At 69.6% G+C, this 26,794-nt stretch carries 21 protein-coding genes; 11 read left to right on the forward strand and 10 right to left on the reverse strand.

The window, feature by feature from the left end; translation table 11 throughout:
• Positions 1-59: 59 nt before the first annotated feature.
• The 3 genes from CBR61_RS12905 to CBR61_RS12915 all read left to right on the forward strand — a co-directional run bounded on the left by CBR61_RS12905 (position 60) and on the right by CBR61_RS12915 (position 2,544).
• Positions 60-1,559: a helicase HerA domain-containing protein gene (locus tag CBR61_RS12905; RefSeq protein ID WP_088914725.1), complete on the forward strand. Its 1,500-nt coding sequence runs from the start codon at positions 60-62 to the stop codon at positions 1,557-1,559.
• A gap of 78 nt (positions 1,560-1,637) precedes the next feature.
• Complete coding sequence (locus CBR61_RS12910) at positions 1,638-2,087, forward strand: MAPEG family protein (RefSeq protein WP_088914726.1); 450 nt, start codon at positions 1,638-1,640, stop codon at positions 2,085-2,087.
• A gap of 10 nt (positions 2,088-2,097) precedes the next feature.
• Positions 2,098-2,544 carry an MAPEG family protein gene (locus CBR61_RS12915; protein ID WP_172835964.1) on the forward strand — a complete coding sequence of 149 codons (447 nt, stop codon included), beginning with the start codon at positions 2,098-2,100 and terminating at the stop codon, positions 2,542-2,544.
• A gap of 17 nt (positions 2,545-2,561) precedes the next feature.
• Here CBR61_RS12915 and trxB read toward each other — a convergent pair whose 3' ends face one another.
• Positions 2,562-3,533 (reverse strand): thioredoxin-disulfide reductase, encoded by a 972-nt coding sequence (gene trxB, locus CBR61_RS12920; protein ID WP_088914728.1) that lies wholly within the window; start codon positions 3,531-3,533, stop codon positions 2,562-2,564.
• 61 nt (positions 3,534-3,594) lie between these two features.
• On the reverse strand, positions 3,595-4,410 hold the full coding sequence (locus CBR61_RS12925) for a tyrosine-protein phosphatase (protein ID WP_088914729.1): 816 nt from the start codon (positions 4,408-4,410) through the stop codon (positions 3,595-3,597).
• Between the two features lie 183 nt (positions 4,411-4,593).
• On the opposite strand from CBR61_RS12925, the gene CBR61_RS12930 reads away from it, so the two are divergent.
• A complete protein-coding gene (locus CBR61_RS12930; protein ID WP_088914730.1) occupies positions 4,594-5,055 on the forward strand; it encodes a response regulator in 462 nt (153 codons plus the stop codon).
• Here the strand turns inward: CBR61_RS12930 and CBR61_RS12935 are convergent.
• On the reverse strand, positions 5,052-6,713 hold the full coding sequence (locus tag CBR61_RS12935) for an acyl-CoA dehydrogenase family protein (protein WP_088914731.1): 1,662 nt from the start codon (positions 6,711-6,713) through the stop codon (positions 5,052-5,054). The two genes, CBR61_RS12930 and CBR61_RS12935, sit on opposite strands and share 4 nt — an antisense overlap.
• A 420-nt stretch (positions 6,714-7,133) precedes the next feature.
• Here CBR61_RS12935 and CBR61_RS12940 point away from each other — a divergent pair, with 420 nt between their 5' ends.
• Positions 7,134-10,445, forward strand: a complete 3,312-nt coding sequence (locus tag CBR61_RS12940) for a TonB-dependent receptor domain-containing protein (RefSeq protein WP_088914732.1) — start codon at positions 7,134-7,136, stop codon at positions 10,443-10,445.
• 88 nt (positions 10,446-10,533) lie between these two features.
• On the opposite strand, the gene CBR61_RS12945 is transcribed toward CBR61_RS12940, so the two are convergent.
• Positions 10,534-11,700 carry an acyl-CoA dehydrogenase family protein gene (locus CBR61_RS12945; protein WP_088914733.1) on the reverse strand — a complete coding sequence of 389 codons (1,167 nt, stop codon included), beginning with the start codon at positions 11,698-11,700 and terminating at the stop codon, positions 10,534-10,536.
• Positions 11,701-11,892: 192 nt separating this feature from the next.
• Between CBR61_RS12945 and CBR61_RS12950 the strand changes: the two genes are divergently transcribed.
• Genes CBR61_RS12950 through CBR61_RS12960 form a run of 3 tightly spaced genes read left to right on the forward strand, consistent with a single transcriptional unit; the run spans position 11,893 to position 14,548 of the window.
• Complete coding sequence (locus CBR61_RS12950) at positions 11,893-12,258, forward strand: ArsR/SmtB family transcription factor (RefSeq protein WP_088914734.1); 366 nt, start codon at positions 11,893-11,895, stop codon at positions 12,256-12,258.
• Between the two features lie 13 nt (positions 12,259-12,271).
• Entirely contained in the window at positions 12,272-12,937 is a 666-nt protein-coding gene (locus tag CBR61_RS12955) for a carbonic anhydrase (protein WP_088914735.1), read from the forward strand.
• A gap of 42 nt (positions 12,938-12,979) precedes the next feature.
• Entirely contained in the window at positions 12,980-14,548 is a 1,569-nt protein-coding gene (locus CBR61_RS12960) for a SulP family inorganic anion transporter (RefSeq protein ID WP_088914736.1), read from the forward strand.
• A 20-nt stretch (positions 14,549-14,568) separates the two neighbouring features.
• On the opposite strand, the gene CBR61_RS12965 is transcribed toward CBR61_RS12960, so the two are convergent.
• The gene (locus CBR61_RS12965; protein WP_172835965.1) at positions 14,569-14,934 is read right to left on the reverse strand and encodes an ArsR/SmtB family transcription factor; all 366 of its coding nucleotides are present in this window, start codon (positions 14,932-14,934) and stop codon (positions 14,569-14,571) included.
• Positions 14,935-14,971: 37 nt separating this feature from the next.
• Complete coding sequence (locus CBR61_RS12970; RefSeq protein WP_088914737.1) at positions 14,972-16,120, reverse strand: hypothetical protein; 1,149 nt, start codon at positions 16,118-16,120, stop codon at positions 14,972-14,974.
• Positions 16,121-16,321: 201 nt separating this feature from the next.
• On the opposite strand from CBR61_RS12970, the gene CBR61_RS12975 reads away from it, so the two are divergent.
• Genes CBR61_RS12975 through CBR61_RS12985 form a run of 3 tightly spaced genes read left to right on the forward strand, consistent with a single transcriptional unit; the run spans position 16,322 to position 21,063 of the window.
• Positions 16,322-18,289, forward strand: coding sequence for an alkyl/aryl-sulfatase (locus CBR61_RS12975; protein WP_088914738.1), 1,968 nt, complete (start codon positions 16,322-16,324; stop codon positions 18,287-18,289).
• 57 nt (positions 18,290-18,346) lie between these two features.
• On the forward strand, positions 18,347-19,891 hold the full coding sequence (locus CBR61_RS12980) for a DUF1800 domain-containing protein (RefSeq protein ID WP_324616815.1): 1,545 nt from the start codon (positions 18,347-18,349) through the stop codon (positions 19,889-19,891).
• Positions 19,892-19,896: 5 nt separating this feature from the next.
• Positions 19,897-21,063 carry a DUF1501 domain-containing protein gene (locus CBR61_RS12985; RefSeq protein WP_088914739.1) on the forward strand — a complete coding sequence of 389 codons (1,167 nt, stop codon included), beginning with the start codon at positions 19,897-19,899 and terminating at the stop codon, positions 21,061-21,063.
• Here the strand turns inward: CBR61_RS12985 and CBR61_RS12990 are convergent.
• From CBR61_RS12990 to CBR61_RS13005, 4 genes are all read right to left on the reverse strand, one after another.
• Positions 21,060-23,441 carry a glycoside hydrolase family 3 protein gene (locus tag CBR61_RS12990; RefSeq protein ID WP_088914740.1) on the reverse strand — a complete coding sequence of 794 codons (2,382 nt, stop codon included), beginning with the start codon at positions 23,439-23,441 and terminating at the stop codon, positions 21,060-21,062. The two genes, CBR61_RS12985 and CBR61_RS12990, sit on opposite strands and share 4 nt — an antisense overlap.
• Positions 23,442-23,545: 104 nt before the next feature.
• Positions 23,546-24,742 (reverse strand): MFS transporter, encoded by a 1,197-nt coding sequence (locus CBR61_RS12995; RefSeq protein WP_088914741.1) that lies wholly within the window; start codon positions 24,740-24,742, stop codon positions 23,546-23,548.
• Positions 24,739-25,791 carry a LacI family DNA-binding transcriptional regulator gene (locus CBR61_RS13000; RefSeq protein WP_088914742.1) on the reverse strand — a complete coding sequence of 351 codons (1,053 nt, stop codon included), beginning with the start codon at positions 25,789-25,791 and terminating at the stop codon, positions 24,739-24,741. Before CBR61_RS13000 ends, CBR61_RS12995 begins: the two co-directional genes overlap by 4 nt.
• A 21-nt stretch (positions 25,792-25,812) precedes the next feature.
• Entirely contained in the window at positions 25,813-26,790 is a 978-nt protein-coding gene (locus CBR61_RS13005; protein WP_088914743.1) for a glycoside hydrolase family 16 protein, read from the reverse strand.
• Between the last annotated feature and the right edge of the window lie 4 nt (positions 26,791-26,794).

The following is a 26,794-nucleotide window of genomic DNA, read 5'->3' on the forward strand; positions in this document are numbered from 1 at the left end:
GCTGGAAAACTCCCCCGCCCGCCTTGGCGCGGGGGCCGCTGCGCCCCTATCCCGCCCCTGTGACGGAACGGATCGACATCGGGCGCGGGCCAGACGGGCAGACGATCGGAATCGATCTGGCGGAGCTGCTTGCCACCCGTCTGCTGGTGCAGGGCAATTCCGGGTCGGGCAAGTCGCACCTGCTGCGCCGCCTGCTGGAGGAATGTGCCGGGCAGGTCCAGCAGATCGTGATCGACCCCGAGGGCGATTTCGTCACGCTGGCGGACGAATTCGGGCATGTCGTGATCGACGCGGGCGCCTATTCCCCGCGCGAGATCGAGGCGCTCGCCCTGCGCGTGCGCCAGCACCGCGCCTCGGTGGTGCTCGCGCTCGACGAGCTCGAGGTCGAGGCCCAGATCCGTTGTGCCGCGCTGTTTCTGACAGCCCTGTTCGATGCCCCGCGCGAGCACTGGTATCCGGCGCTGGTGGTGGTCGACGAGGCGCAGATGTTCGCCCCCGCCGCCGCGGGCGAGATGAACGACGAGGTGCGCCGTCTGACGCTCGCGGCGATGACCAACCTCATGTGCCGGGGCAGAAAGCGCGGCCTTGCCGGGATCGTCGCCACCCAGCGCCTCGCAAAGCTCGCCAAGAACGTCGCGGCCGAGGCCAGCAACTTCCTGATGGGACGCACATTCCTCGACATCGACATGGCCCGCGCCGCGGACCTCCTCGGCATGGACCGGCGCCAGGCGGAGCGCATCCGCGATCTTCGCCGGGGGCAGTTCCTCGGCCTCGGCCCGGCGATCAGCCGGCGTCCGGTGGCGGTCGACGTCGGTAGCGTGCGCACCGCAGGCCGGGGCGGCGGACAGGGGTTGATCCCGCTTCCCGAGGCCGCCGAAGGGGCGATGGAGGCCCTGCTGACCGACCGCCTGACCGAAGCCGCCGCGCAGCCTCAGCCCGCGCGCCGCACGCCCCCCGCCCCGCCCCCGCGCGCCGATCTGGAGGAGCGGCTGACCGCCCCCCGCGCCTTGCCGGAGGTGAAGCCTGCCGCCGAGCCGCCCGCAGAGCGCCCCGCACCTGCTCCCGCTCCTGCCTCTGCCCCTCCGCCGTCGCCACCCACCGAGGCAGGCGCGGACGTGGAGGCAATCGTGCGCGACATCGCGCTGGCCGAAGGGGCCGCCTTCCGCCCGGCGGCGGCCTGCTTCCGCGACTTCGCGATCCGCTGCCGCCAGCAGGGCGTGGCTTCCGCCCATATCGACCTGCCCCGCTTCCGCCGGATGTTCGCCTTCGCGATCAGCGGCCTCGATCGCCTCGAGGAGCGCCTTCGCGGACCCATTGCCGCCGCCGCCGAGGGTGTCGAGGAGGATGTTCTCGCCCCCTACCTCGCGATCCTCATCGCCGCCGCCACCGGCACCCCCATGCCCGGCGAGGAGGAGCTCGGCCGCCTCTACGGCAGCGCCTCGCCCAGCCGCGTGCGGCGGCTGCTCGACCACCTCGAACGCCAGGGGCTGATCGTGGTGCGCGAGGATTTCGGCGGCGAACGCTCGATCAGCGTGCCGCAGGTGCCCGCCGCCGCATGATAGGTTGCATTTGACAATTCATTGCGTCCCTCGCAGTCTGGGACGCAGGAGAGAGAGGCTCTCGAAGGGGATCATTCGATGCAAGCGCAAATTCTCGCGCCCGCCGCCGTGCTGGTGGTGTGGTCGCTGATCATGTGTTTCTGGATGGCGGGCGTGCGCCTGCCGGCGATGAAGAAGGCCGGGATCGACATGGGAAACCGCCCGGGCGGGCGCGGTCAGGACCTCGAAGGGGTGCTCGAGCCGAAGGTCAACTGGCCCGCGCACAACTACGCGCACCTGATGGAACAGCCGACAGTGTTCTATCCCGCCGTGGTGATCCTCGCGATCATGGGCGCGGGCGCGGTGGATGTGGCGCTCGCCTGGGCCTATGTCGGGCTGCGCATCCTCCATTCGATCTGGCAGGCGACCGTGAACAAGGTGCCGGTGCGCTTTCTGCTGTTCCTCATCGCCACTTTGGCGCTGCTGGTGCTGGCGGTGCGCGCCGTGATCGCGACCGCCTTCGCAGACCCTTCTGCCCTTCCAGCCTGAGGAGACGAACATGATCGGAATGGACATTCTGAAGCCCGTGGTGGTGCTGCTGGGCTGGACGATGGTGATGTGGCTGTGGATGTACGCGACGCGCATCCCGGCGATGCTCGCAGCGGGGATCGACGCCAAGGGCCTGGTCGGCACCACCGGCGCATCGCTGCGCGCGCAGCTGCCCGAGCGGGTGAGCTGGAAGGCCGACAACTACAACCACCTGCACGAGGCGCCCACCCTGTTCTATGCGGTGGCGATCGTGCTCGCGGTGATCGGCCACGGCGACGGGCTGAACGCCACCATCGCCTGGGCCTATGTGGGCCTGCGGATCGCGCACTCGGTGGTGCAGGCGACGATCAACAAGGTGGCGCTGCGCTTCGCCCTCTTCGCGCTCTCAAGTCTGGCGCTGATGGTGCTGATTTTCCACGCGATCATTCCCGTGTTCGATCTGCACTTGCACGGCTGACAGGGTTGGGCGGCGGATCACTCCGCCGCCTCGGCCTCCTGCACCGCATGGGCGCGCGAGGCGAGCCAGCGTTCGGCGTCGAGCGCGGCCATGCAGCCCATCCCCGCCGCCGTCACCGCCTGACGATAGACGTGGTCGGTGACATCGCCCGCGGCGAAGACGCCCGGGATCGCGGTCTTGGGCGTGCCGGGTTCGGTGAGCAGATAGCCGCTCTCGTCCATCGGCAGCTTGCCGACGAACAGCGAGGTCGCCGGCGCATGGCCGATGGCGACGAAGGCCCCGTCGGTCTCCAGCGTGCTCGCCTCGCCCGTCACCGTGTCGGTCAGCGCGAGGTGGTGGAGCATGCCGTTCTCGCCGGCCTCGAAGCTGTCCACCGCCTTGTTCCACAGCACGGTGATCTTCGGGTTGGCGAAGAGCCGCTCCTGCAGGATCTTCTCGGCGCGCAAGCTGTCGCGGCGGTGGATCAGGGTGACGTTGTCGGAGTGGTTGGTGAGGTAGAGCGCCTCCTCGACCGCGGTGTTGCCCCCGCCGATCACCGCGACGCGCTTGCCGCGGTAGAAGAAGCCGTCGCAGGTCGCGCAGGCCGAAACGCCTTTACCGCCAAGGGCCTGCTCGCCGGGCACGCCGAGCCACTTGGCCTGCGCTCCGGTGCAGATCACCACGCAATCGGCGATGTATTCGTCCCCGCTGTCGCCGATCGCGCGGAACGGGGAGCCGTGTTCGAGGTTGACGCTGACGATCGTGTCCCAGATCATGCGCGTGCCGACATGCTCGGCCTGGGCGCGCATTTCCTCCATCAGCCACGGGCCCTGCACCACGTCGCGGAAGCCCGGGTAGTTCTCGACATCGGTGGTGATGGTGAGCTGGCCGCCGGGCTGAAGTCCTTGAACGACGATGGGTTCCAGCATCGCGCGCGCGGCGTAGATCGCGGCGGAATAGCCGGCGGGGCCGGAGCCGATGATGAGCATCTTGGTGGTGTGGGTGGCCATGTCTGCGGTGCCTTTGCGCGCGAATCTCAGGGCGGGGATATGGGGTCTGGGCGGGCGATTGTCACGCCACCAGCTTGGCGCGCAGGCGCTCTTTTCTTGCGTCGTCCACACCCAGAATTGTCGCCAGATAGCCGTCGAGCGAACCGTGATCCTCTGTCACCTTCGCAATGTAAGTGTCGATATATTCGGGCAGAACCCCCATCAGGTTGTGCAGTGCCTCGGGCTCGATCGCGCCGTAGTGGGCCTGCATCCGGGGAAGCGACTGCCGCTCGAGGATGGCGCGGGTCGGCGCTTCGTTGGTGAGCAGGAATTCCGCCACGATATCATCGTGATGCACGCCGAGCACGTGGAGCAGGAGGCTCGCGGCGATGCCGGTGCGGTCCTTGCCGGCGAAGCAGTGCACGAGGCTTGCCCCGTCGTTCTCGTCCAAAGCCTTGAAATAGCGGCTGAAGATGTCGATCATCGCGGGGTTGACCGGCATCCGCGTATAGACCGCCAGCATCCGCTCGCGCGCCTTCGCGGGGGTCATCACCACCCGCCCGCCGCCGCCCTCGTGCGGCGGAGAGTTGGTGGTTTCGCCATCATGGGCAATCACTTGCGCAGCGAAGCTCGCATGGCGTCTGCACGGAAAACCCTCGCGCTCGCTGGTGCCGCGCAGGTCGATCACGGTGCGGATGTCGAGCGCATGGATGAGATCGAGGTCCTCGTCCGACGCCTCCATGTGCTGGCCCGAGCGCAGCAGCACCCCCGTCCGCACCCGCCCGCCGCCCGGCACCGCATAGCCACCATAATCCCGAAGGTTATGAATGCCATGCGTGACGTAGAAAGGGCCGATGCGGGCGCCGAGGGAGGTCCCGCCGAGAGAATCGCTGTCCATCCGCCGACCCTTACAAGGCCCCAAGACAGGGGCAAGACCACGCGACGTTAGCGCAACGACTGCGGCACGACCTCGCCATGGGCGCGCCCTAAGGAAGATTGCGCAGGCGTCGGCCAAGCCGGGCTGAAGGGTGACAAGGTTAATCCGGCATTTCCCAACATCGACTCAATCCAAGGTCCCCCCATGAGCCGTATCCTGATTGCCGACGACGACGAGCTGATCGCCGAACTGGCGAGCGAGGTGCTGATCGATGCCGGCCATGCCTGCGGCTGGGTAACGGATGCCGCGGCGGCCTGGACCTGCATCCAGCGCCGGCGGCCCGACATCCTGCTGCTCGACCAGTCGATGCCCGGCGAATCCGGGCTCACCCTGCTGCGCCGCTTGCGCCAGTCGCCGCGCTTCTACGATCTGCCGGTGATCATGTTCACCGCGATGACCGGCGAGCAGGACCACCTGCAGGCGATCTATGCCGGGGCGCAGGACTTCCTCTCCAAGCCGTTCGAGCCGCAGGCGCTGATCGCGCGGGTCGACCGGATCATCAAGCTGCGCGCCGGGCGGCCGCGCCATGTCGACCTCAGGAGCGCGGTGCTGGCCGATACCCCGCCCGCGCAGCCGCAGGTGATGGCGGTGCGGCGGATGATCTAGGCCGCCTGCCCTGCCCGCCCCTGCCCAGCGAGCAGCCCGCGCCCGATCACCTGCGCCTGGATTTCCGCCGCGCCCTCGAAGATGTTGAGGATCCGCGCATCGCACAGCACCCGGCTGATCGGGTATTCGAGCGCATAGCCGTTGCCGCCGTGGATCTGCACCGCATTGTCGGCCGCGTTCCACGCCGCGCGCGCGCCGAGCAGCTTGGCCATCCCCGCCTCGATGTCGCAGCGGTCCCCCAAGTCCTTGGCGCGGGCGGCGGCATAGGTGAGCTCGCGCGCCATCACCGTCTCGACCGCCATCAGCGCGAGCTTGTCGGCGACGCGCGGGAAGTGGGTCAGTGCCTCGCCGAACTGCCTGCGACCCTGTGCGTAATCCAGCGCGAGGTCGAAGGCGTTCCACGCCACGCCCACCGCGCGGGCGGCGGTCTGGATGCGGGCGCCCTCGAAGGTGCGCATCAGCTGCTTGAAGCCCTGCCCCTCGCGCCCACCCAGAAGGCCGTCCGCCGCGACCGCGAAACCGTCGAGCCCCAGCGCATATTCCTTCATCCCCCGGTAGCCGAGGACCGGGATCTCGCTCCCCTCGATGCCCGGATCGGGGAAGGCATCCGCATCGCTGCCGCGCGTCTTGGCGGCGAGCAGCATCGAGAGGCCGGCATAGCCGGGCGCCGCCGGATCGGTGCGCACCAGCATCGTCATCAGGTCGGCGCGGGCGGCGTGGGTGATCCAGGTCTTGGCCCCGGTGACACGCCAGCTGCCGTCCGCCTGCCGCTCACCCCGGGTACGCACCGCGGCCAGATCGCTGCCGGTGTCGGGCTCGGTGAAGACGGCGGTCGGCAGGCACGATCCGTCGGCGATGGCGGGGAGCCAGCGCGCCTTCTGTTCGTCGGTCCCGTTGGCGGCAATCAGCTCGCCGGCGATTTCCGAACGGGTGCCGAGGCTGCCCGCGCAGATCCACCCGCGCGACAATTCCTCAGAGACGACCGCCATCGCCAGCTTGCCGAGGCCGAGCCCGCCATAGGCCTCGGGAATGCAGATGCCGAACACCCCCAACCCGGCCATCCGCGCGATCACCGCGTCAGGGATAAGCGCATCGGCGAGGTGCCAGGCATGGGCATAGGGCGCGATTTCCTCGACGGTGAAGGCGCGGATCTGGTCGCGGATCAGGTCGAGCGCCTCGTCACCGAGCGCCTCGCAGGGCCGCGCACCCTCGGCCAGCAACGCGGCGAGATCGGCGCGGCTTTCGGGGGTGCTGCCCTCGGCGATCAGGCGCGCGGCCGCCGGATCGGCAGCGAGCGCGCGCGCTTCGGCTTCGGTGCCGAAAGCCGCGGGACGCACCACCTCGTGCGCGCTCATCGGCAGGCCCGCTGCAATCTGCGCGAGGCCCTCGCCGAAACCGATGCGCAGGGTGAGTTCCTCGACCGCGCCCAGCCGCCCCGCGCCCTCGGCCCGCACCGCCCAGTCGAGCGTCGCCTCGAGCGCCGCGAGGGTCGCCGCGATCCAGGCGAAGCCGTGGACGCGGTGCTGCTCTCGGGTCAGCCGGGCCGGATCGGGCGTGCCACCCGGGGCGACCGCCCGCTCCACCGCCGCCCGCACCGCTTCGCCATAGGTCCGCGCCGCCGGCAGGGCGGCGCGCGCGCAATCGATCCATTCGCTCATGGGCGGGGTGCTAGCAGACCGGGAAGCGCCATGCGAACCGCCAAAATCGCGCCCTGCCCTGTCTGGAAGGGATTGCGCCCAAGGGGGCCGAGGCGCAGCAATGTTGCCGCGGGGTGACACTCCCTGAACAAAAGCCACAAGAGCCTTAAACCTGCATGATCAAAGCTTATCACAGGTTGGCAATGGGGTATTATGCCACCTGTGGGCGCTCCCGGTGCACTGGCGCGCCCGCGAAACGGGGCTGCGCGGTACGTGCAAAACACGGCCGCTCACCTTGTGCAGGAGGAATCGTCAGGGACTGCGGATGACGGGGGGCGCCTGCCTCTACCGGCCCGGTGCCCGGCGTTGACGACATGGCGCGAACGTCCCTTTCCGAAGGCGTGAGCCCGTGTCCAACACAGACCTACGCGAGGATATATCATGCGTCATTCCAAGATTTCCCTTCAGTCGGCTTCGCTTCCCGCGCTGGCCGCCGCCCTGCTGGTCGCAGGGCTCGTTCCGGCCTCCGCCAGCGCGCAGGACAGCGTTGCCGAGGAAGATGCCGCTGCCGAAGAACCGCAGCAGCAGATCATCGTGACCGGCTCGCGCATCGCGCGCGATCCCAACGCCACCGCGCCGCTCCCGATCAGCACCCTCGATTCCGAGGCGCTGCGCAACTTCGGCTCGACCGATGCGACCGCGGCGCTGCGCCAGATCCCGGCGCTGCTTTCCTCCGGCACGGTCGCGGACTCGATCGAGCGCGGTGCGGGCGGCATCGGCCAGGCGACCCTCAACCTGCGTCAGCTCGGCGCCAATCGCACGCTGGTGCTGGTCGACGGCTGGCGTCACGTCTCGGGCGTGGCGGGCTCGCAAACGGTCGACGTGGCGACCATCCCCAATGCCCTGATCGAGCGCGTCGAAGTGCTCACCGGCGGCGCCTCGGCGGTCTATGGTGCGGACGCGGTGACGGGCGTGGTCAACTACGTCCTCAAGCGCGACTTCGAGGGCCTGACCATCGATGCCCAGATGGGCGTCTCGTCGAAGGGTGACGGGCGCACCGCCCGGATCGAGGGCGTCTACGGCAAGAACTTCGCCGAGGGACGCGGCAACGTGACCTTCGCGGCCGGCTACACCAAGGACAACGAGATCCTGCTCGGCGAGCGCGAGTTCACCGCCAACAACGGCCGCGGCAACAACTCGGCCACCTACCAGAACCCGCTGCGGCGCTTCCAGCAGGGCGACATCAACCCGGCGACCATGCCGAACTTCGCCAACCGCTTCCGCATCGGCGGCTCGGCCCCGGCGAGCGGGCGCTTCCCCTATGGCGGGATCATCCCGACCCCGGCCGAAATCGCCACGCTCTTCCCCGGCGGCATCACCGCGGCGGAACAGGCGCTGGTCGATCGTGCCGCGGCTGCGCCCCTGTTCGTGATCGGCGCCGATCCGCGCTTCGCGATCTCGTCGAACCAGGGCCTGATCTACCGCGCGGACTTCGCGCGCTTCCCCGGGCTCGACATCAACAACAACGGCACACCCGACTGTAACGAGAGCTATATCGGCCGCGTCGTGTTCGGCGGGGGCGGCTGCTACATCACCGATTCCAACGGCAATGTGCAGGTGTTCCGGGACGGCCTGATCGCGGGCACCGCCAACCAGTTCGGCGGCGACGGCGCGGTCGAGCGCACCAACAATGCCTCGCTCATCCCGGGTTCGGAGCGCATCTACGGCAACCTGCGGTCGAGCTTCGAGTTCTCGAACGCGGCGCGCGTGTGGGTCGATGCGAAGTATGCCCGCAACGAGGCGACCAGCCGCAACGACTACAACACCTTCTACGACACGCTGTTCATCTCGCCGCAGAACCCCTTCATTCCCGCGGTGCTGCGCGCCGACGCGAATGCGGCGGGCGGGCTTCTGGTGAGCCGCGACTTCACCGATCTCGGACCGAATATCACCAAGTCCGTGCGCGAGACCTACCGGATCGTCGGCGGGCTCGACGGTGAGATCACCCCGCACCTCAAGTACGAACTGGTCGGCAACTACGGCCGCACCGACAACCGCACGACCACCGGCAACTCGGTGCGCTACGACCGACTGTTCGCGGCGATCGACGTGATCACCGATCCGCGCACCGGCCAGCCGACCTGCCGTTCGAACGTCAACCCGACGGCGCTGCACCCCGGTTCGGAAGCGTTCCCGGTGATCGCGCCCGGCTTCTTCACCTTCACCCCCGGCCCCAACAGCGGCTGCGTTCCGGCCAACCTGTTCCGCGGCGCGAATTCGGTCAGCCCGGAAGCGGCGGCGTGGATCACCACGCCGACCACCAGCCGGGCCCGGCTCGAGCAGCTGGTCTTCACCGGCCTGCTCAACGGCGACACGGGCGGTTTCTTCAACCTGCCGGGCGGCGCGGTGTCGTTCTCGCTCGGCGCGGAATACCGCAAGGAGGAATCGCAGACCGAGCTCGACCCGCTGGTGCTCGGCCTGCTGCCTGCCGGCTCGCCCGCCGGCCCGGCCGGGACCTTCATCGGCTCGATCTCGCCCAACCAGTCGCTGATCTTCGATGCGACCCGCAACCAGAACGCGGGCGGCGAGTTCGACGTGGTCGAGGTCTTCGGTGAAGTCCTGCTGCCGATCCTCAGCGACACGCCCTTCTTCCACGATCTCTCCGTGGGGGCGGCGGGCCGCTATGCCGATTACTCGACGATCGGCGGGGCCTTCACCTGGAACGTCAACGGCACCTGGGCGCCGATCGAGGACATCCGCCTGCGCGGCACCTACTCCGTGGCGATCCGCGCGCCGAACATCTCCGAGCTGTTCAGCCCGGAACTGACGGCGTTCTTCCGCCCGGCCGACCCGTGCAGCCAGTCGGCGATCAACTCGCTGATCGCCAACAACGATCCGGCGGCGCAGAACCGGCTCAACAACTGCCGCGCCGACGGCATTCCGGCAGGCTACGAGGATCCGCTGACCGCGCGCTTCGCCGGCGTGTCGGGCGGCAACCCCAACCTTCAGGAAGAAACCGCCACGACGTGGACGGCAGGGGCGGTGGTGCAGCCGCGCTTCATCCCCGGCCTGACGCTCTCGGCGGACTACTACTCGATCAAGATCGAGGACGCGATCGCGGCGGTCTCGGCGCAGGACATCGTCAACAACTGCTATGACCTGCCGACCTTCCCGAACAACTTCTGCACGCTGTTCACCCGCAACCGCACCGCGACCTCGCCGACCTTCCTGGGCTTCAACTTCCTGCGCCAGTCGCAGATCAACTTCGCGGCGCTCGACACGCGCGGCGTCGATGCCCAGATCAACTACGCCTTCAGCCTCGGGGAGAACAACTTCAACCTGTCGGTCAACGGCAACTGGACCGAGCGGCTCAACCGCTTCTTCGATCCGCGCCGTCCCGACGTGCCCAACCCGGGCCTGAGGGAACTCGGCGCGCCGGAATTCTCCGGCTTCGGGAACGTCACCTGGAATCGCGGCGACTTCACGCTCAACTACGGCGTGCAGTACATCGAATCGACTGCGGTCGCCTCGGTGATCCAGATCGAGCGCATCGACTTCGAGTTCGGTCCGGCCGGCTTCGCGCCCGACTACTGGATCCACAACCTCGCCTTCTCGCTCGATGCGACCGACGAAGTCACCTTCTACGGCGGCATCAACAACCTGACCGACGAGATCCCCTACCTCTCGAGCTCGGCCTACCCGGTCTCGGGCATGGGACGGAGCTTCTTCCTCGGGGTGACGGGCCGCTTCTGATCCGGCCTCAGGGCAGAAAAAAGAGCGGGCGGGAGAACCTCGGTTCTCCCGCCCGTTTCCTTTGGCGCCGTGGTGAGCGGAAAGGGGGCTACTCGCTCGTCCCCAGCAGGGCGCGGGCGACCACCCAGTTGTGGATCTCGCTCGGGCCGTCGTAGATGCGCATGGTGCGCAGCTTGTTCGACATGAGGTAGAGCGGCAGCTCGCGGGTCATGCCCATGCCGCCGTAGAGCTGCATCGCGTGATCGACGATCTCGTAGGCGCTCTCGGTGCAGAAGCTCTTGATCATCGAGATCTCGCTGCGCACGTCGCGGCCCTCGTCGATCTTCCAGGCGCAGTCGTAAGTCATCAGCCGCATCGCGTGGATCTTGGTGGCGGCGTCGCTGATCCAGTTCTGCACCGTCTGGCGCGCCGAGAGCGGCTTGCCGAAGGTCGTGCGCTGGGGCGCATAGTCGATCATCATCTCCATCGCGCGCTGCGCCATGCCGATCGACCACGAGGCCATCTCGATCCGCCGCGTGCCGAGCCGCACCTGCATCGGGGCGAAGCCCTGCCCGCGCTTGCCGAGCAGCTTCCAGCCCGGCACCCGGCAGTCCTCGAGAGCGATCTCGTAGGTCGCGGTGCCGTCGATCATCGGGATCTTGCGGGTGACGTTGAAGCCCGGCGTGCCCTTGTCGACGAGGAAGGCCGACATGCCGTTCCTGCCGTTGGGGTTCTTGTCGGTCACCGCCATGAGGATGGTGAAATCGGCCTCGGCGCCCTTGGTGATCCAGATCTTGCGGCCGTTGATGATCCAGTCGTCGCCGTCCTGCACGGCGGTGGTGCGCATCCCCGCCGGGTCCGCGCCCGCGCCGGGCTCGGAGATGCCGATGGCGCTGATCGTCTCGCCCCGGACATAGGGTTCGAGATAGGCGGCGCGCTGGCGTTCATCCGCCGCGACCATCAGCATCCTCAAGTTCGGGCTGTCGGGGGGGAGGTAGTAGGGCACCACGGTCTTGCCCAGTTCCTCGGACACACCGACCATCGCCACCATGGGGAGGTTCATGCCCCCCACCTCCTCGGGCGCATCGAGGCCCCACAGGCCGAGTTCACGGCTGGCGGCATCGACCTTCGCGGTTTCCTCAGGCGTGAGGTAGGTGCCCTGCCCGATGTTCTCGCGGGCGATCACCGCCTGTTCGTAAGGCATCAGCTGGTCGCGCACGAACTTTCCGACCAGCTCCTTGAGCATCTGGTGTTCGTGGCTGAGCTCGAAATTCATCTCTCTCTTGTCCCTGTCCTGTGTGGGGTTCTGCTTGCGCCCTGACACCACACAATACGCCGCCTGTCACCCGCCGGATTCACCAGCGGCGCGGCTTTTTGCCCCGTGTCTTCTCCGGTTGACGTAAGTTACAAAGTCACATACCTTCTCACATGCAAATCTGCACATCTTCGCAGGTGAAGGGAGGGAGCCATGCCGAGTCGGCTGATCGTGTCGCGGGAACTCGCCGATCTGTTCCGCCTGCTCGCCCATGCCGACCGCCTGCGACTGATCGAGGAACTGCGCGGCGGCGAGAAGGACGTGAGCGGCCTTGCGGCGGCGCTCGATCTGCCCGCCACCCGGGTTTCCCAGCACCTCGCCCTGCTGCGCGCCCAGCGCCTCGTCGAGGAACGACGCGACGGGCGCAGCCATTTCTACCGCCTCGTGCCGGCCCACCTCGCCGACTGGATCATCGACGCCCTGCCCTTCGTCGACATCCGCCAACGGCTCGAGGACGCCAGCCACATCGACACCGCGCGCGCCCTGTGGGGCGTGCCCGATCCCCATTCGTCTGACTGAAAGGACCGTTATCATGCCGAGTTTCGCCCAGGGCGTCGTCAAGTTCCAGCGCGAGGTCTTCCCGGAGAAGCAGGAGCTGTTCGAAAAGCTCGCCACCGGCCAGAGCCCCGAGGCGCTGTTCATCACCTGCTCCGACAGCCGGATCGAGACCGCGATGCTCACCCAGACCGATCCGGGTGAGCTGTTCATCTGCCGCAACGCGGGCAACATCGTGCCCCCGCACACCAACCAGACCGGCGGCATGACCGCCTCGATCGAATTCGCGATCGGCGCCTTGAAGGTGCCCAACATCGTGGTCTGCGGGCACACCGAATGCGGGGCGATGAAGGGCGCGATGAACCGCGCCGCCCTCACCAGCCTGCCCCACGTGCGCGAATGGCTGGGCTATGCGCAGGGCGCGGTCGACATCGTCGAGGCGATCGGCGCGGGGCTCGATCCCGATGCCAAGATGCGGATGCTGCTCGAACAGAACGTCATCCTGCAATTGCAGCACCTCAAGACCCACCCCACGGTCGCGGTCGCGCTCGCGCAGAAGGCGGTGACGCTCCACGGCTGGGTCTATGACATCAAGACCGGCGAGGTTTCCGCCTTCGACGACAACACCGGCACCTGGGTCCCGGTCGAGGATCGCTACGCCGCCGACCTCGCCGGGGCGGTGCTGCACAAGCACGCCTGCTGAGCTTCTCCCGTCCGTCCCCTTCCCGCAGGAGTTCCCCTCGCCATGCCCGCAGCCACAGCCGACCGCCTGACCTCCGCCGTGATCGGCCGCGATTTCCTCGCCTCGATCGTGGTGTTCCTGGTCGCCCTGCCGCTGTGCATGGGCATCGCCATCGCCTCGGGCGCGCCGCCCGCGCTGGGGCTGATCACGGGGATCGTCGGCGGGCTGGTGGTGGGCACGCTGGCGGGCTCGCCGCTGCAGGTGAGCGGCCCTGCGGCGGGTATGGCGGTGCTGGTCTTCCAGCTGGTGCAGGAACACGGGCTGATCATGCTCGGCGTCGTCGGCCTCATTGCCGGCGCGCTGCAACTGCTCGCCGGGGCGCTCAAGCTCGGCCAGTGGTTCCGGGCGATCTCGCCTTCGGTGATCCACGGGATGCTGGCGGGGATCGGCGTGCTGATCTTCGCCTCGCAGCTCCACGTCATGCTCGACGACGCCCCGCGCGCGAGCGGCCTGCTCAACATCGCCGCCATCCCCGAGGCGATCGTCAAGGCGATCCCGACCGACAGTTCCGTGCACCACCTCGCGGCGATGGCGGGGATCGTGACCATCGCCACGATCGTGCTTTGGAACCAGTTCAAGCCCAAGGCGCTGGCGCTGATCCCCGGGCCGCTGCTCGGCGTGATCGTCGGCACGGCCTTCGCCATCGCCTTTGCCCTGCCGATCACGCTGGTCGAACTGCCCGCCACGCTGACCAGCGGGCTGAACATCCCCACCACCGAGGCGCTCGCCGGCTTCGCCGATCCCGACATCCTGACCCTTGGCCTCGTCTTTGCCTTCGTCGCCAGCGCCGAGACGCTGCTGTGCGCGACCGCGGTGGACAAGATGCACATCGGCGCGCGGACAGATTACGACAAGGAACTGCGCGCGCAGGGGATCGGCAACATGATCTGCGGCGGGCTCGGCGCGCTGCCGATGACCGGGGTGATCGTGCGCTCCTCGGCCAATGTCGATGCCGGCGCGACCACGCGCCTGTCGGCGATCCTCCACGGCGCCTGGCTGCTGCTGGCGGTGGCGGCCTTCCCCTTCGTGCTCAACGAGATCCCGACCTCGGTGCTCGCCGCGATCCTGGTCTATACCGGCTACAAGCTGGTGAACGTCGCGCAGATCAGGAAGATCGCCGAGTTCGGCCGGCAGGAGCTGGTGATCTACTTCGCGACGCTGATCGGGGTGGTGGCGATCGACCTGCTCACCGGCGTGATCCTCGGCTTCGCGCTGGCGACCGCCAAGCTGGTCTACACCTTCTCGCACCTCGAAATCCGGCGCGAGCATGACACCGAGGCCAACCGGGTCGACCTGTGGATGACCGGCTCTGCCACCTTCTTCTCGATCCCGCAGCTCGGCCAGGCGCTCGAAAGCTCGCCCTTCGGGTCGGAGGTGCACATCCATGTCGAGAAGCTCGACTACATCGACCACGCCTGTCTCGAGATGCTCTCCTCGTGGGAGAAGCTGCACCAGTCGACCGGCGGGACGCTGGTGGTGGAATGGAGCGAGCTGGTCGAACGCTACGGGCGGCGCTCGGAAGATCCTAGCAAGACCGCAATCCCGGCGCTAATGGTCCGCCCCGCCGCCTGACGCGGGGGGGCGGCGCAAGGTCACATCACGGTTTCGGCGGCCTCGGCCTGCCACAGCTTCTTCGCCTGCTCGATATCCGAGCTGCTGGCGCGGCTGAAGCGGTGGGCGACGAAGTCGATCCCCTCGATCAGCCACAGCGCCAGATCGGGCTGGGCGAGGCGATAGACACGCTTCTGCCCGTGGGTCTCGGTCTCGACCAGCGCGATCGCGCGCAGCACGCCGAGGTGCTGCGAGACGCGGGTCGGCGATATCTCGAGAATGTCCCCCAGCTCGTTCACCGTCTGGTCGCCCGATTGCAATTTCAGCAGCAGTCGGATGCGGTCCGGGTGGGAAATCTGCCGCAGCACGTGAGCGAGCTCGTTGGCAACAATCTTGCGGCTGGGCATGGGGCGAACCTTTCAGTTGGAGGGGATTAGCGAGGTTTTAAGACACAACGCGCAAGTGCGGGATTGGTGTCCGGGAAATTGACATTTTTGCATTTTCGAGCGCGCGCCACTCCGGCTGGGCCCGCTTGCTGACCGCCGCATCGCGGCAGATCATGCCGATGAAGGCGCTGTCGGCGACTTCGCTGGCATAGGGCGCATCACCGCCGCCGCGCCCGGGGGTGGTCACCCCGCTGTCGCGCAGCCGCGCCCAGCCCTCGTGCAGCCGCCGCGCCGCGCGGCCCGCGCCGCCGGCGTGGAGCGCCAGCGCCAGCGCCTGCACCAGCACCGGCGCATCGAGCGGCAGGCGGCTCGCCCCCTCGCCCGGCGCCTCGGCGGTCACGAGCCTCAGGGCGCGTCCGCCGCTCGCATCGCTGGCGAACCACAGCATGGGCCAGGGTCCGCGCAGCCCGCTCGTCGCGGAGAGCAGGGTGAAAACCGTCCCGCGCAGGTCGGGCATAGCGATGATCGCGTCCCACGGTGCGCGCGGCGCGACCAGCAGGGGAAGCGCCTCCTCGATGGTGAGGATGTCGAGCGCGAGGCCCTCGCGCGTCAGCCCCTTGCCCGCGGCGAGCAGCTGCGCGGCGACGGCGTTGCGCTGGCGGGCGTGGAGGATGATCGCGAGCTTGCCGCGCCCTTCGTCGCGCGCGGTGCGGATCATGGCCTTCATCACCCCGGCGCGCGGCACGGGCACGGCGCCTGCCTCCTCGACAGCGCAGGCGGAGGGGTGCGGACTCATCAACAGCACATCGGATCCGTCCTGCCCCGGGCCAGCGCCGCGGGCGTGATCGAGGCCGTAGCTGGCGACGAAGGATGCTGCGGGCAGCGCGGCGATGCCGCCGTGCTGGAAGGCGACCGGGCTCCAGCCGATCCACGGCGCGAAAACGGGCACACCCGCGGCCGGGGCCATCGCCCAATCTGCGAGGCGCGGGAGGCGGCGCGGGCGCGCGGCGGGCACGAACTCGGCATCGATGCCGAGCCAGGCGATCAGCGCGTCGAGCCCCTCCTGCCACGCCGCCGGCGCCGGTTCGGCGGGCTGCGCGAGGCGGAAGCGCGTGTTCACCAGTGCCAGACCCACGCCCCTCGCGCGCTGTGCGGGAGCGCCGTGCTCGAGCGGAAGCCGGTGCGGAAGCGGGCTCGTCTGGTCCATGCGCAGGGTCCCTTGGCTGGGGTGAAGCGGAGAGGTGGGCGGTTGTTAGCGGCGCAGGCCCAATCGGAAAAATTCAATCTTTCTTCGCAAACGTTCCAGATTTTGAATGAATGAAGATTGTGCGGAACCGCAGTCCCGACGGCTTGAAACCGCGCCCCGCCGCAGGCATCACGGCGGCGGGAGAAGAGGGGGAAAAGGATAATGACACTCACCGCGATGCGCGCCGCACTGGCGCTGGGGCTCGGACTCGGCGCCTTCCACGGCGTGGCGGCGCAGGACGCTGCCGGCACCGCCAGCGCGCAGACCCGCGCGGCCCAGCAGGCCGCCGCCGCGCAGCTTCCGCCCGAAGGCACGCGCGATGCCGATTTCGCCCGGCGCGGCTTTCTTGCGACGCGCAAGGACCCGGTGATCCTCGCTCCCAACGGCAAGGTGGTCTGGAACCTCGACGCCTACGCCTTCGTCACCGGTCCCGCCCCCGACACGGTCAACCCCAGCCTGTGGCGGCACATGACCCATCTCAGGCACCACGGCCTGTTCAAGGTCACCGAGAATGTCTGGCAGGTGCGCGGCTTCGACGTCTCGAACATGACGATCATCCGCGGCGCGACCGGCTGGATCATCATCGACCCGCTCACCAGCGTCGAGGCGGCGGCGGCGGCGATGGAGCTGGTCGACCAGACCCTCGGCAAGCGGCCTGTCACCGGCCTCATCTATTCGCACAGCCACGGCGACCATTTCGGCGGCGCGAAGGGCGTGATCGATCCCGCCGATGCCGCCGCGCGCAAGGTGCCGGTGATCGCGCCCGAGGGCTTCATGGAGGAAGCCACCTCCGAGAACGTCATGGCCGGGGGCGCGATGATGCGCCGCGCGGCGTTCCAGTTCGGCACCGGGCTTGCCCCCGGCGCGACCGGGCAGATGGGCAGCGGCATCGGCATGGGCCTGTCCTCGGGCACGCTCTCGCTGATCGCGCCGACCGACACGGTGGCGAAGACCGGCGAGACGCGGGTGGTGGACGGCATCGCGCTCGAGTTCCAGATCGTCTCGGGCACCGAGGCCCCGGCCGAATTCAACGTGATGATCGCGCCGGAGAAGACCTTCCTCGCCGCCGAGACGGCGACCTGCACGCTCCACAACATCCTCACCCCGCGCGGGGCCAAGGTGCGCGACGCGCGGGCCTGGGCGCATTACCTCGACGAGGCCGTGACCCGTTATGCGCCGCAGAGCGACACGGTGATCTCGAGCCATTGCTGGCCGATCTTCGGCAAGGCGGAAAGCACCGCCTGGCTCGCCGCGCAGCGCGACAACTACCGCTGGCTCCACGACCAGACCGTGCGCCGGATGAACCGCGGCGAGACCATGCACGAGATCGCAGAGGCGCTGGAATCCTCGCCCCCGCCGGGCAATGGCCAAGAATGGTCGACGCGCGGCTACTATGGCACGATCAGCCACAACGCCAAGGCGATCTACCAGTTCTATCTCGGCTGGTACGATGCCGTGCCGGCGAACCTCCACCAGCACCCGCCGGTGGAGCGTGCGCGGCGTCTGGTCGAGGCGCTCGGCGGGGCGGAACGTACGCTCGCGCTGGCGCAGAACGCCATGGCTGCGGGCGATTACCGCTGGGCCTCGGACCTGCTCCAGAACCTCGTCTTCGCGGCGCCGGAGAATGCCGAGGCCAAGGCGATGCTGGCGAACAGCTACGAACAGCAGGGCTACAGGTCCGAAAGCGCGATCTGGCGCAACCAGTTCCTCGCCGCCGCGAGCGACCTGCGCAAGGGCCGCGCCCCGATGAGCGCCGCGCAGAGCAACGACATGATCGCCGCGCTGGCGACGCAGGAACTGCTCGATTCCGCGGCCACGCGCTTCGCCCCCGAACGCCACGGCGGGCGCCGCCTGATCGTCGGGATCGAGCTTACCGACCGCAAGGAACAGGCGATGATCGAGGTCGGCCCGCAGGCGATGATCGGCCGGGTCGGGACCCTGCCGCCGCAGCCCGGCGTGACGATCCGCGGCCCCCGCCGGGCGCTCCTCGCGCTGTTCTTCGTCAAGATGCCGGTCGAAAGCGTCAGCCCGATGGAGGGGGTCACGATCGAGGGCGACCGGGCGGGCCTCCAGGCCCTGATCGACGCGCTCGATCCGCTGCCGCATGGCTTCGACATCGTCACGCCATAGCAAAAAGCGCCGTGCTCATGCGAAGGTTTGGGCGCACCGGAACGTTGGGACAGGCGGGTGCGGCACCGTGCCGCGCCCGTATGCGCCGCGATCAGGACCGCCAGCCATGCCCGTGAGTTCGTGCCGATGACCCCCGCCAGCATCGCGATCAGCCGCTTCGGCTACGGCTATGCCGCAGGCGACACGCCGCCCGCCGATCCGCGCCGCTTCCTGCTGCGCCAGCTGGAGGCCTTCGACCCCGCCCCGCCCGCAATCGCCGGGCGCCTCGGCACGCGGGCGAAGACATCCGAGATGATCGAGCTCCTGCGCCGTCTGCGGCAGGACACCCGCGCGCTCGCCGCGATGGAACCGGGCGGCGCGCCGGCTATGGCCGAGGGCATGGCGGGCACGGCGATGGCCGACAACCCCCGCGCCGCCGCCCTCGCCGCGCTGCCGCCCGAATATCGCGAGAAGCTCATGGAGGCCCGCCGCGTGCTGGTGGAGGATATCGCGGTGCGGGTCGATCTGGCGGTGACGAGCCCCGCCCCGATGGTGGAGCGGCTGGTGCATTTCTGGTCGAACCACTTCAGCGTCTCGGTCGGCAAGCCGGGCACCCAGTTCGAGGTCGCCCCGCACGAATTCACCGCGATCCGCCCGCATGTGCTGGGGCGCTTTTCCGATATGCTCAAGGCCGCGGTGCTGCATCCGGCGATGCTGCTCTATCTCGACCAGTTCCAGTCGATCGGCCCCAATGCCCCCTTCGCGCAGATGCGCGCGCGCCGGAACCCCGATGCGCCGGGGCCGCGCGGCCTCAACGAGAACCTCGCGCGCGAGGTGCTGGAGCTGCACACGCTGGGGGTTGATGGCGGCTATACCCAGGCCGACGTGACCGAGCTCGCCCGCGCGCTCACCGGCTGGACGGTGCCGGGCATCGGCCGCGCGGGCCGCTTCGCGCAGGCGCAGGCGAGCGGCGCGGCCTTCGTCGCGCCGGTGCACGAGCCGGGCGCGCGGCAGGTGCTGGGGCGCAGCTATGCGACCGGAGGGCCGGAGCAGGCGCTGGCGATCCTCGACGATCTCGCCGCCCACCCCGCCACCGCGCGCCACATCGCCACCAAGCTCGCACGCCACTTCGCGGGCGACACCCCTCCCCCGGCGCTGGTCGCGCGGCTGGAGGCGGATTTCGTCAAGACCGGCGGCGATCTTGCAAGCCTTGCGCGGGTGCTGATCGCAGCGCCCGAGACGTGGACGAGCGCGCCGGTCAAGTTCCGCACGCCCTTCGAATGGCTGGTGGCGACGCTGCGCCTGACCGGGATCGAGCGCCCGCCGCCGCAGCGCCTCGTCGCCGCGCTCACGCAGCTGGGGCAGGTGCCCTGGGCCGCGCCCTCGCCCGCGGGCTACGAGGACAGCGCCGCCGCATGGGCCGGGCCCGACGCTCTCGTGCGGCGGGTCGAATTCGCCGAGCGCATCGCCCGCGGCGCGCCGCAGGAGGGGGTCATCGCCCGCGCCGAGGCCGCCTTCCCGGGCACCCTCAGCGAGGCGACCCGCACCCAGCTCGCCCGCGCGGAAAGCGGCCAGCAGGCGCTCGCCCTGCTGCTGGTCTCGCCTGAAATGATGCGGAGGTAAGTGCAATGACGATGAACCTCGATCGCCGCACTCTGCTCGCCGGATCGCTGATCGGCGCAGGCAGCCTTGCCGTGCCGCGCATCGCCTTTGCGCAAGGGTCAGGACACAGGAAGCTGCTGTTCGTGCTGCTGCGCGGCGCGGCCGACGGGATGGCGATGCTTGCCCCCGTCGGTGACCCGGGCCTTGCGGCCCTGCGCGGCGCCAGCCTTGCCGATTACGACAACGCCCCGCGGATCGGCAGCTTCTTCGCCCTCCACCCCGCGCTTGCCGAGGTCGGCGCGGCGGTGCAGGCGGGCGAGGCACTGTTCGTTCATGCCGCCGCCACGTCCTATCGCGAGCGGTCGCATTTCGACGGGCAGAACCTGCTCGAGACAGGCGGCACGGCGCCCTATGCGAGCAAGGATGGCTGGCTCAACCGCCTCGCCGGGCTGCTGAACGAGGGCGCCCCTTCCCCGCTGCGCGCACTGGCGATCGCGCCGACGGTGCCGCTGGCGCTGCGCGGGACGGCCCCGGTCTCGAACTACGCCCCCTCGGCCCTTCCCGAGGCGAGCGAGGACCTGCTCGCCCGCGTGAGCCAGCTCTATGCCGGCGATGGCGAGCTCGGCCCGCTGTGGGCGCAGGCGCTAGAGACGCGGGCGATGGCGGGCGATGATGGCATGCGCAACCTCAACGACGCGCGCAAGGCGGGCGAGCTTGCCGCCTCGCTGATGCGCGATGCCGGGGGCGCGCGGATCGGAATGATCGAGCTGGGCGGGTGGGACACCCACGCCAACCAGCGCGGCGCCTTCGCCCGCGCCGCGCGCCAACTCGATGCGCTGCTCGGCGCCTATCGCGCCGGCATGGGCGCAGGCTGGGCCGACACGCTGGTGGTGGTGGCGACCGAGTTCGGCCGCACCGCCCGCCTCAACGGCACCGGTGGCACCGACCACGGCACCGCCTCGGCGGCGCTGGTGATGGGCGGGGGCGTGCGCGGCGGGCGGGTGATCGCCGACTGGCCGGGCCTCGCCGAAAGCCGTCTGTTGGAGGGCCGCGATCTGGCCCCGACCATCGCGCTCGAGAGCGTGCTGGCGGGCGCCGTGGCCGAGCACCTGCGGCTCGACCCGGCCCGCGCGATGGCGCGGCTGTTCCCCGGCCGGGGCGGCGCGCCGCTGTCGGGGCTGATACGCGCCTAGAACGAGCACTCCGCTTCGGCGGCGCTTTCGTCGCGGGTGATCTCGGCGATCTGGAGCACGAAGGCCCCTTGCGAGGCGAAGGTGATCCTGCCGCCCGCCGTGCCGAGGCAGGCGGGGCTCAGCACCATCTCGCGCCAGCCCTTGCCCTCGGCGACCGCGAGGCGCTGTGTGATGTCGAGCGCCGCACCGCCCGCCGTTACCGTCACCGGCGCCTTGGGGCGCTGCGCGACGCTGTAGGTGATCCGCCACGCTGCAGTGCTCTCCGGGCCGCTCAACGTCAGCTCCGCCCCGCGCGCGAAGGCGATGCGGCGCGCGTCTTCCTGCGCGCGGCGGTCGATCCCGGTCGCGGTGATCCCGTTGCCGGTGCCGCGCAGGTCGGGCAGCAGGGCATTGTCCGCCACCGCCTGCACCGCATTCCCGAGCTTGCCGCTGGCGAACCACACCGCGCCGCCATCGGCAGCGAGCGCCGCGCAAGTCTCGTCGAGCGTCCCCGGCCCGCCCGGCGCGCCGTAGCCGAGGCCGTAGCCGAACGGGAAGAGCGCGCGCTCGGCGGTGTTGACCGGCGCGCCTTCGCAGGTCGCAGGCCAGCTGAAGGACAGCCGCCCCGTCGGCACCGCCTTGCCGAACAGCACGTCGGCCACCCCCGCCCCCTCGCTCCCGGGGAGCCAGGATGCGACGAAGGCATCGGCGGCGTTGAGCTCGCGGTTGACCCATAGCGGTCGGCCCGAGAGGAACACGGCGACGGTCGGGATGCCGCGCGCGCGGTAAGCCCTGAGCAGGCTCAGGCCCTCCTCGTCGCGGAAGGCGAGATCCTTCCGGTCGCCGACGAATTCGGCATAGGGCTCCTCGCCGAAGACGACGATTGCGACGTCGGGCGTGCTGGCGGCATCGCCCTTGGGCGCAAGGCGCGCCTCGCCGCCGCTGGCGCGGGCGGCCTCGGCAATCCCGGTCCAGAGCGAGGTCGCGCCGGGGAAGTCCTTCGCCGTCAGATCGCCGCCGCCCTGCCACGTCACCGACCAGCCGCCGGCCTGCTGCGGGATGTTGTCGGCGGCGCTTCCCGCCACCTCGATCCGCGCGCCCGGCTTCAGCGGCAGGACGCCCGCATTCTTGAGCAGCACCTGCGACTTCGCCACCGCCTCGCGCGCGATCGCTCGGTGTTCGGGCGAGCCGAGCTTTTCCCAGCGCCCCGCATTGGCCCTGAGCGAGGGCTTCACCTCGCCGTCGAGGATGCCGAGCGTCTGCTTCAGGCGCAGCACCCGCAGAACCGCCTCGTCGAGGCGGCTCATGGGGATCGCGCCCTTCTTCACCTGCTTCACGAGGTTGGCGTGGAGAGCCTTCCAGTCCTCGGGCACCATGTAGACGTCGAGCCCTGCCAGCAGGGCCTGCGGGCAGTTCGCGTTGGTGCAGCCATCGACCTGCCCGTGGCCGTTCCAGTCGCCGACCACCAGCCCGCCGAAGCCGAGCCGCCCGCGCAATTCGCCCGTCAGCAGCGGCGCGTTGCCGTGCATCTTGGTGCCGTTGATCGAGTTGAAGCTCGCCATGACGCTGGCGACGCCTGCCCCGATCGCTTCGGGATAGGGCGCGGCGTGGATCGCCATCAGGTCGCCGAGGTCGCCGTCGACATCGCCCTGGTCGACGCCCTGCGCCGTGCCGCCGTCGCCGAAATAGTGCTTGGCGGTGGCCGCGACCTTGCCCTCGCCGAGGAAGCCGGGTTCGCCCGGGCGGCCCTGAAGCCCCTCGATCATGGCCTTGCCGAGGCGGGTGACGAGCGCGGGGTCTTCCGAATAGCTCTCGTAGGTGCGGCCCCAGCGATCATCGCGTGCGACCGCGACCGTGGGGGCGAAGGTCCAGTCGAGCCCGGTCACCTCGATCTCGACGGCAGTGGCCGCGCCGATGCGGCGGACGAGATCGGCATCGCCCGCAGCGCCAAGCGCGATGTTGTGCGGGAAGACGGTAGCGCCCGGGACATTGGCATGGCCGTGCACCGCATCGGTCGCCCAGACCGCGGGGATGACGGGTTCGCCCTTGGCGAGCGGCGCGCTCGAGGCTTCCCAGAATTCGTCGGCGAGCTTCAGCCAGTCGGCCGCCGGGGCCTTGTCATCGCCGTAGGGCCCGGAATTGCCGCCGTTGAGGATCGTGCCGAAGCGGTACTTGCGCACGTCCCTGGGGGTGATCGAACCGATATCGGGCATGACGATCTGCGCGACCTTGCGCTCGAGGCTCATCGCCGCGAGCAGCGCCTCGGGGGTCCTCGCCGCAGGGGCAGCCGCCGCGACCGGCGCACTCGCCGAGCGCACCTCCGGCGTCGCCGAGCATCCGGCCAGCAACGCACCCAGCGCCGCTCCGCACACCAGCCGACCCATCCCGCTTCGCGCCATCACGCCAGACCCTCCCAGACCCGTCACATATTCTTGAGAACGTTATCAAGCTATGCCGCCGGTGCGCCGCTTTGGCAAGCTTCAAGCGGGCCGGATGTGAATTCTCAGCGCCGCATCGTGCCCGCCAGCAGGGCCGCGCTCCCCAGCGACAGGGCGGCGAACAGGACGAACAGCGCGCCGTAGCCGAATTGCGGGACCAGCAGCACCGTCAGCCACGGCATCACCATGCCGGGCACGGTGTTGGTGAGGTTGAAAATCCCCAGATCGCGCCCGCGGTGTTGCGGGCGCGGGAGCACGCGCAGGGTCTGGCCCGAATGGAGCGAGAGGAAGATCGCCGCCGCAAGGCCGAACAGCACGTAGCCGGTGATCGCGAAGGCGAGGCTCTGCGCGAGCGCCATCACCAGCATTCCCGCCGCGCACGCCAGCGCGGCCGCCACCAGCGGCAGCACCGGACGCCCGTGGCGGTCCGACCAGCGCCCCGCCAGCAGCGAGAGCGGCACGGCCGAGACCAGCACCGCGCTGAAGATGTTGGCCGCGCCGTTCTCGGGATAGCCGGGCGAGAGCGAGCGCAGCCAGTAGAGCAGGAAGGCGAACATTCCGCCTTCCGCCACCTGCACCAGCAGCCGCGCCGTCCACATCCGCACCACCACCCGCTCGCGCGGCGGCAGCGGGGCCGGGGCCGGCGCGGGGGCGACCAGAGCCGGGCGCACCCGTCCACGGCCCAGCAGCACGGCGGGGAGCACCAGCGCGCTCACCAGCCCCGCCACCAGCACCAGCCGCGCGCCCGGTTCGACCAGCCCGACATGGGTCACCAGCGATCCTGCCAGCGCGCCGAGCGCAGGTGCCAGCGCCAGCGCCCCGCCCAGCTCGCCCTTCTGCTCGTCGGGGAAGCAGTCCCCCGCCCAGGCCATCAGAGGGGCGAGCATCAGGTTGAGCGCAACCTGCCAGACCATCACCAGCACGATCAGCTCGCGCACCGACCGCGCCTCGCCCACCGCCACCAGCAGGGCGCCCGATGCGGCGAGCCCAGCGAGAATCCACGGCCTGCGGGTGCGGCTCCGGTCGCTGAGGAAGCCGATGGCGATATTGGCAAGGCTCGCCGCGCCCGCGCCGAGGAAGGTCACCTGCGCAAGCGCCGCGACGTCCTCGCCGCCCTGCAACTCGGCGATTCGCTGCGGCAGCAGGACGGTGAGCAGCGGCACATAGGCAACCGCGCCCCCCGCGGCAGCGAGCGCGAACAGGGCAAGGAACCAGGCCGGCTGGCGTTCGGGCGGCTGCGCGAGGGTGTCGGGCGCGCTCAAGCCCGGGCCGGGGCGAGCGCGGTCGAGGAGCGTTCGACCAGCGCGGCGGCGACCTCGATCACCCCGGCGCTTTCCCCCTCCCCGCGCGCGATCAGCTGTTCGACGGCGCGCGACACGGTCTCGGCGATCGGCTGGTCAATGGCGGTGAGTGGCGGCTGGGTGAAGCGCACAATCGGGGTGTTGTCGAAGGAGATCAGCGACAGGTCGCGCGGCACGGCAAGGCCGCGGTCGCGTGCGACCTCGAGCGCGGCGAGCGCCATCTGGTCGGACGAGGCGATGATCGCGGTCAGATCGGGATTGCGGTCGAGCAGCGCACGCGCCGCGCGGGTGCCGCTCTCGTAGCCGAAATCGCCCACCTCCAGCAGGCCCTCGTGCGGCAGCCCGGCTTCGGCGAGCGCGCGCTTCCAGCCCTCGATCCGCCAGCCCGACAGGCTGTAGGCCGAGGGCCCGGCGATCATCGCGATCCGCCGGTGGCCGAGCGCGGCAAGGCGGGTGGTGGCGAGATGGGCCGCGCCGTCGTCGCCCATCGTCAGCCGGATGCCCGGTCCCGGCGCGTCCGATCCGATCCTGGCGAAGGGGATTCCCCGCTCTGCCAGCAGCGCGGTGATCAGCCGGTTTTCCGAGTGCGGCGGCGTGAGGATCACCCCGTCGGGCTGGAGCGCCGAGAGCGCGGCGCCAAGCTCGCGCTCGACGTGGTCGGAATGGGTGTCGACCAGTTCCACCATCATCCGGTAGCCGTGCTTCGAGCAGGTCAGGATCCCGCCCAACAGCATCTGGTCGACCCAGTCCGTGCCCCGCCGCTCGCGCCAGTCGGCAAGGGTGCGCTCGCGGTCGTTGATGGCGAGGATGATGTAGGAGCGCGAACCGCTCATCCGCTGGGCGGCAAGCGAGGGGACATAGCCCAGACGCTCGATCGAGGCGCGCACCTTGTCGCGCAGCTGCGGACGCACATTTGGGCCGCCGTTGACCACGCGGCTCACCGTCTGGAGCGAGACGCCCGCATCCTCGGCCACGTCCCTGATCGTGACTGTCTTGCGCACCCGCGCCATGGTTCCTGCGCCCCTGTCCGCCTAGCGCATGCAGGCGCGACCCGTGTGGGGATCGCTGCCGCAGCGATAGACCCTGATCCAATCGATTGCGAATTGCGCGGGAAAGCTCTTCGCGGCAAGCCCCTTGGCGTTGTTTTCTTCCGACAATCGCCCGCCCACCGCAAGATTGGCCATGATGTAGAAGGGCTGGTCGAAGGGTGCGGCCGGGTTGCCCTTCGCGGCCGGGGCTGCGGTGCTCCACTGGTCGGCGGTGACGGTGAGGTGCACCCGGTCATCCACCAGGAAGCGGATCAGCCCCTCGCCCCATTCGACAGCATAGACGTGGAAATCCTCGGACGGCAGCGCGAGATCGGGCAAGGCCGTGCGGCTGTCGACGAAGCGGTTCTTCGGTGCGAAGTCGCCGAAATGGAGCGCGCTGATGGTGCGGTTCTCGCCCCTGCCGCCCTCGCAGGCCTTGCACTTCGCCCCTATGTTGACCGCCTCGAGAATGTCGATCTCGCCCGAGCGCGGCCAAGGGCCGTAGGCGGGATCGTCCGGCATCATCCACACCGCAGGCCAGGTCCCCTGCCCCGGCGGCACCTTGGCGCGCACCTCGATCCGGCCATAGCGCCACGCGTGCTTGCCGATCGTGCGCACCTTGCCCGAGGTGTAGGCTTGGGTGAGGCGCGGGTTCGGATTTTCGGCGATCTCGGGCGGGCGCGCAGGGCCGGTGAAACGCTCCTTACGCGCCTTGAGGAGCAGAAGCCCCTTCTCGACCGCGATGTTCTCGGGCCGGTCGGTGTAACACTGCCGCTCGTTGTTTCCCCCGCCCCAGCACGAGACCTCGGGGGTCCACCTGGTGCGGTCGAGCGCCTCGCCCTCGAACTCGTCGGCCCAGACAAGTTCCCAGCCCGCGCCTTCCAGCGGGGCGGTGACGAGCGGTGCCTGCGGGGGCGCCGCCCCAAGGAGCAGCAGGGCCGCCGCCAGCATTCCCGCCTTGGGCAGCCCTGCAATCGTCATGTCC

The sequence above is a fragment of the Porphyrobacter sp. CACIAM 03H1 genome (assembly GCF_002215495.1).
GTDB lineage: Bacteria > Pseudomonadota > Alphaproteobacteria > Sphingomonadales > Sphingomonadaceae > Erythrobacter.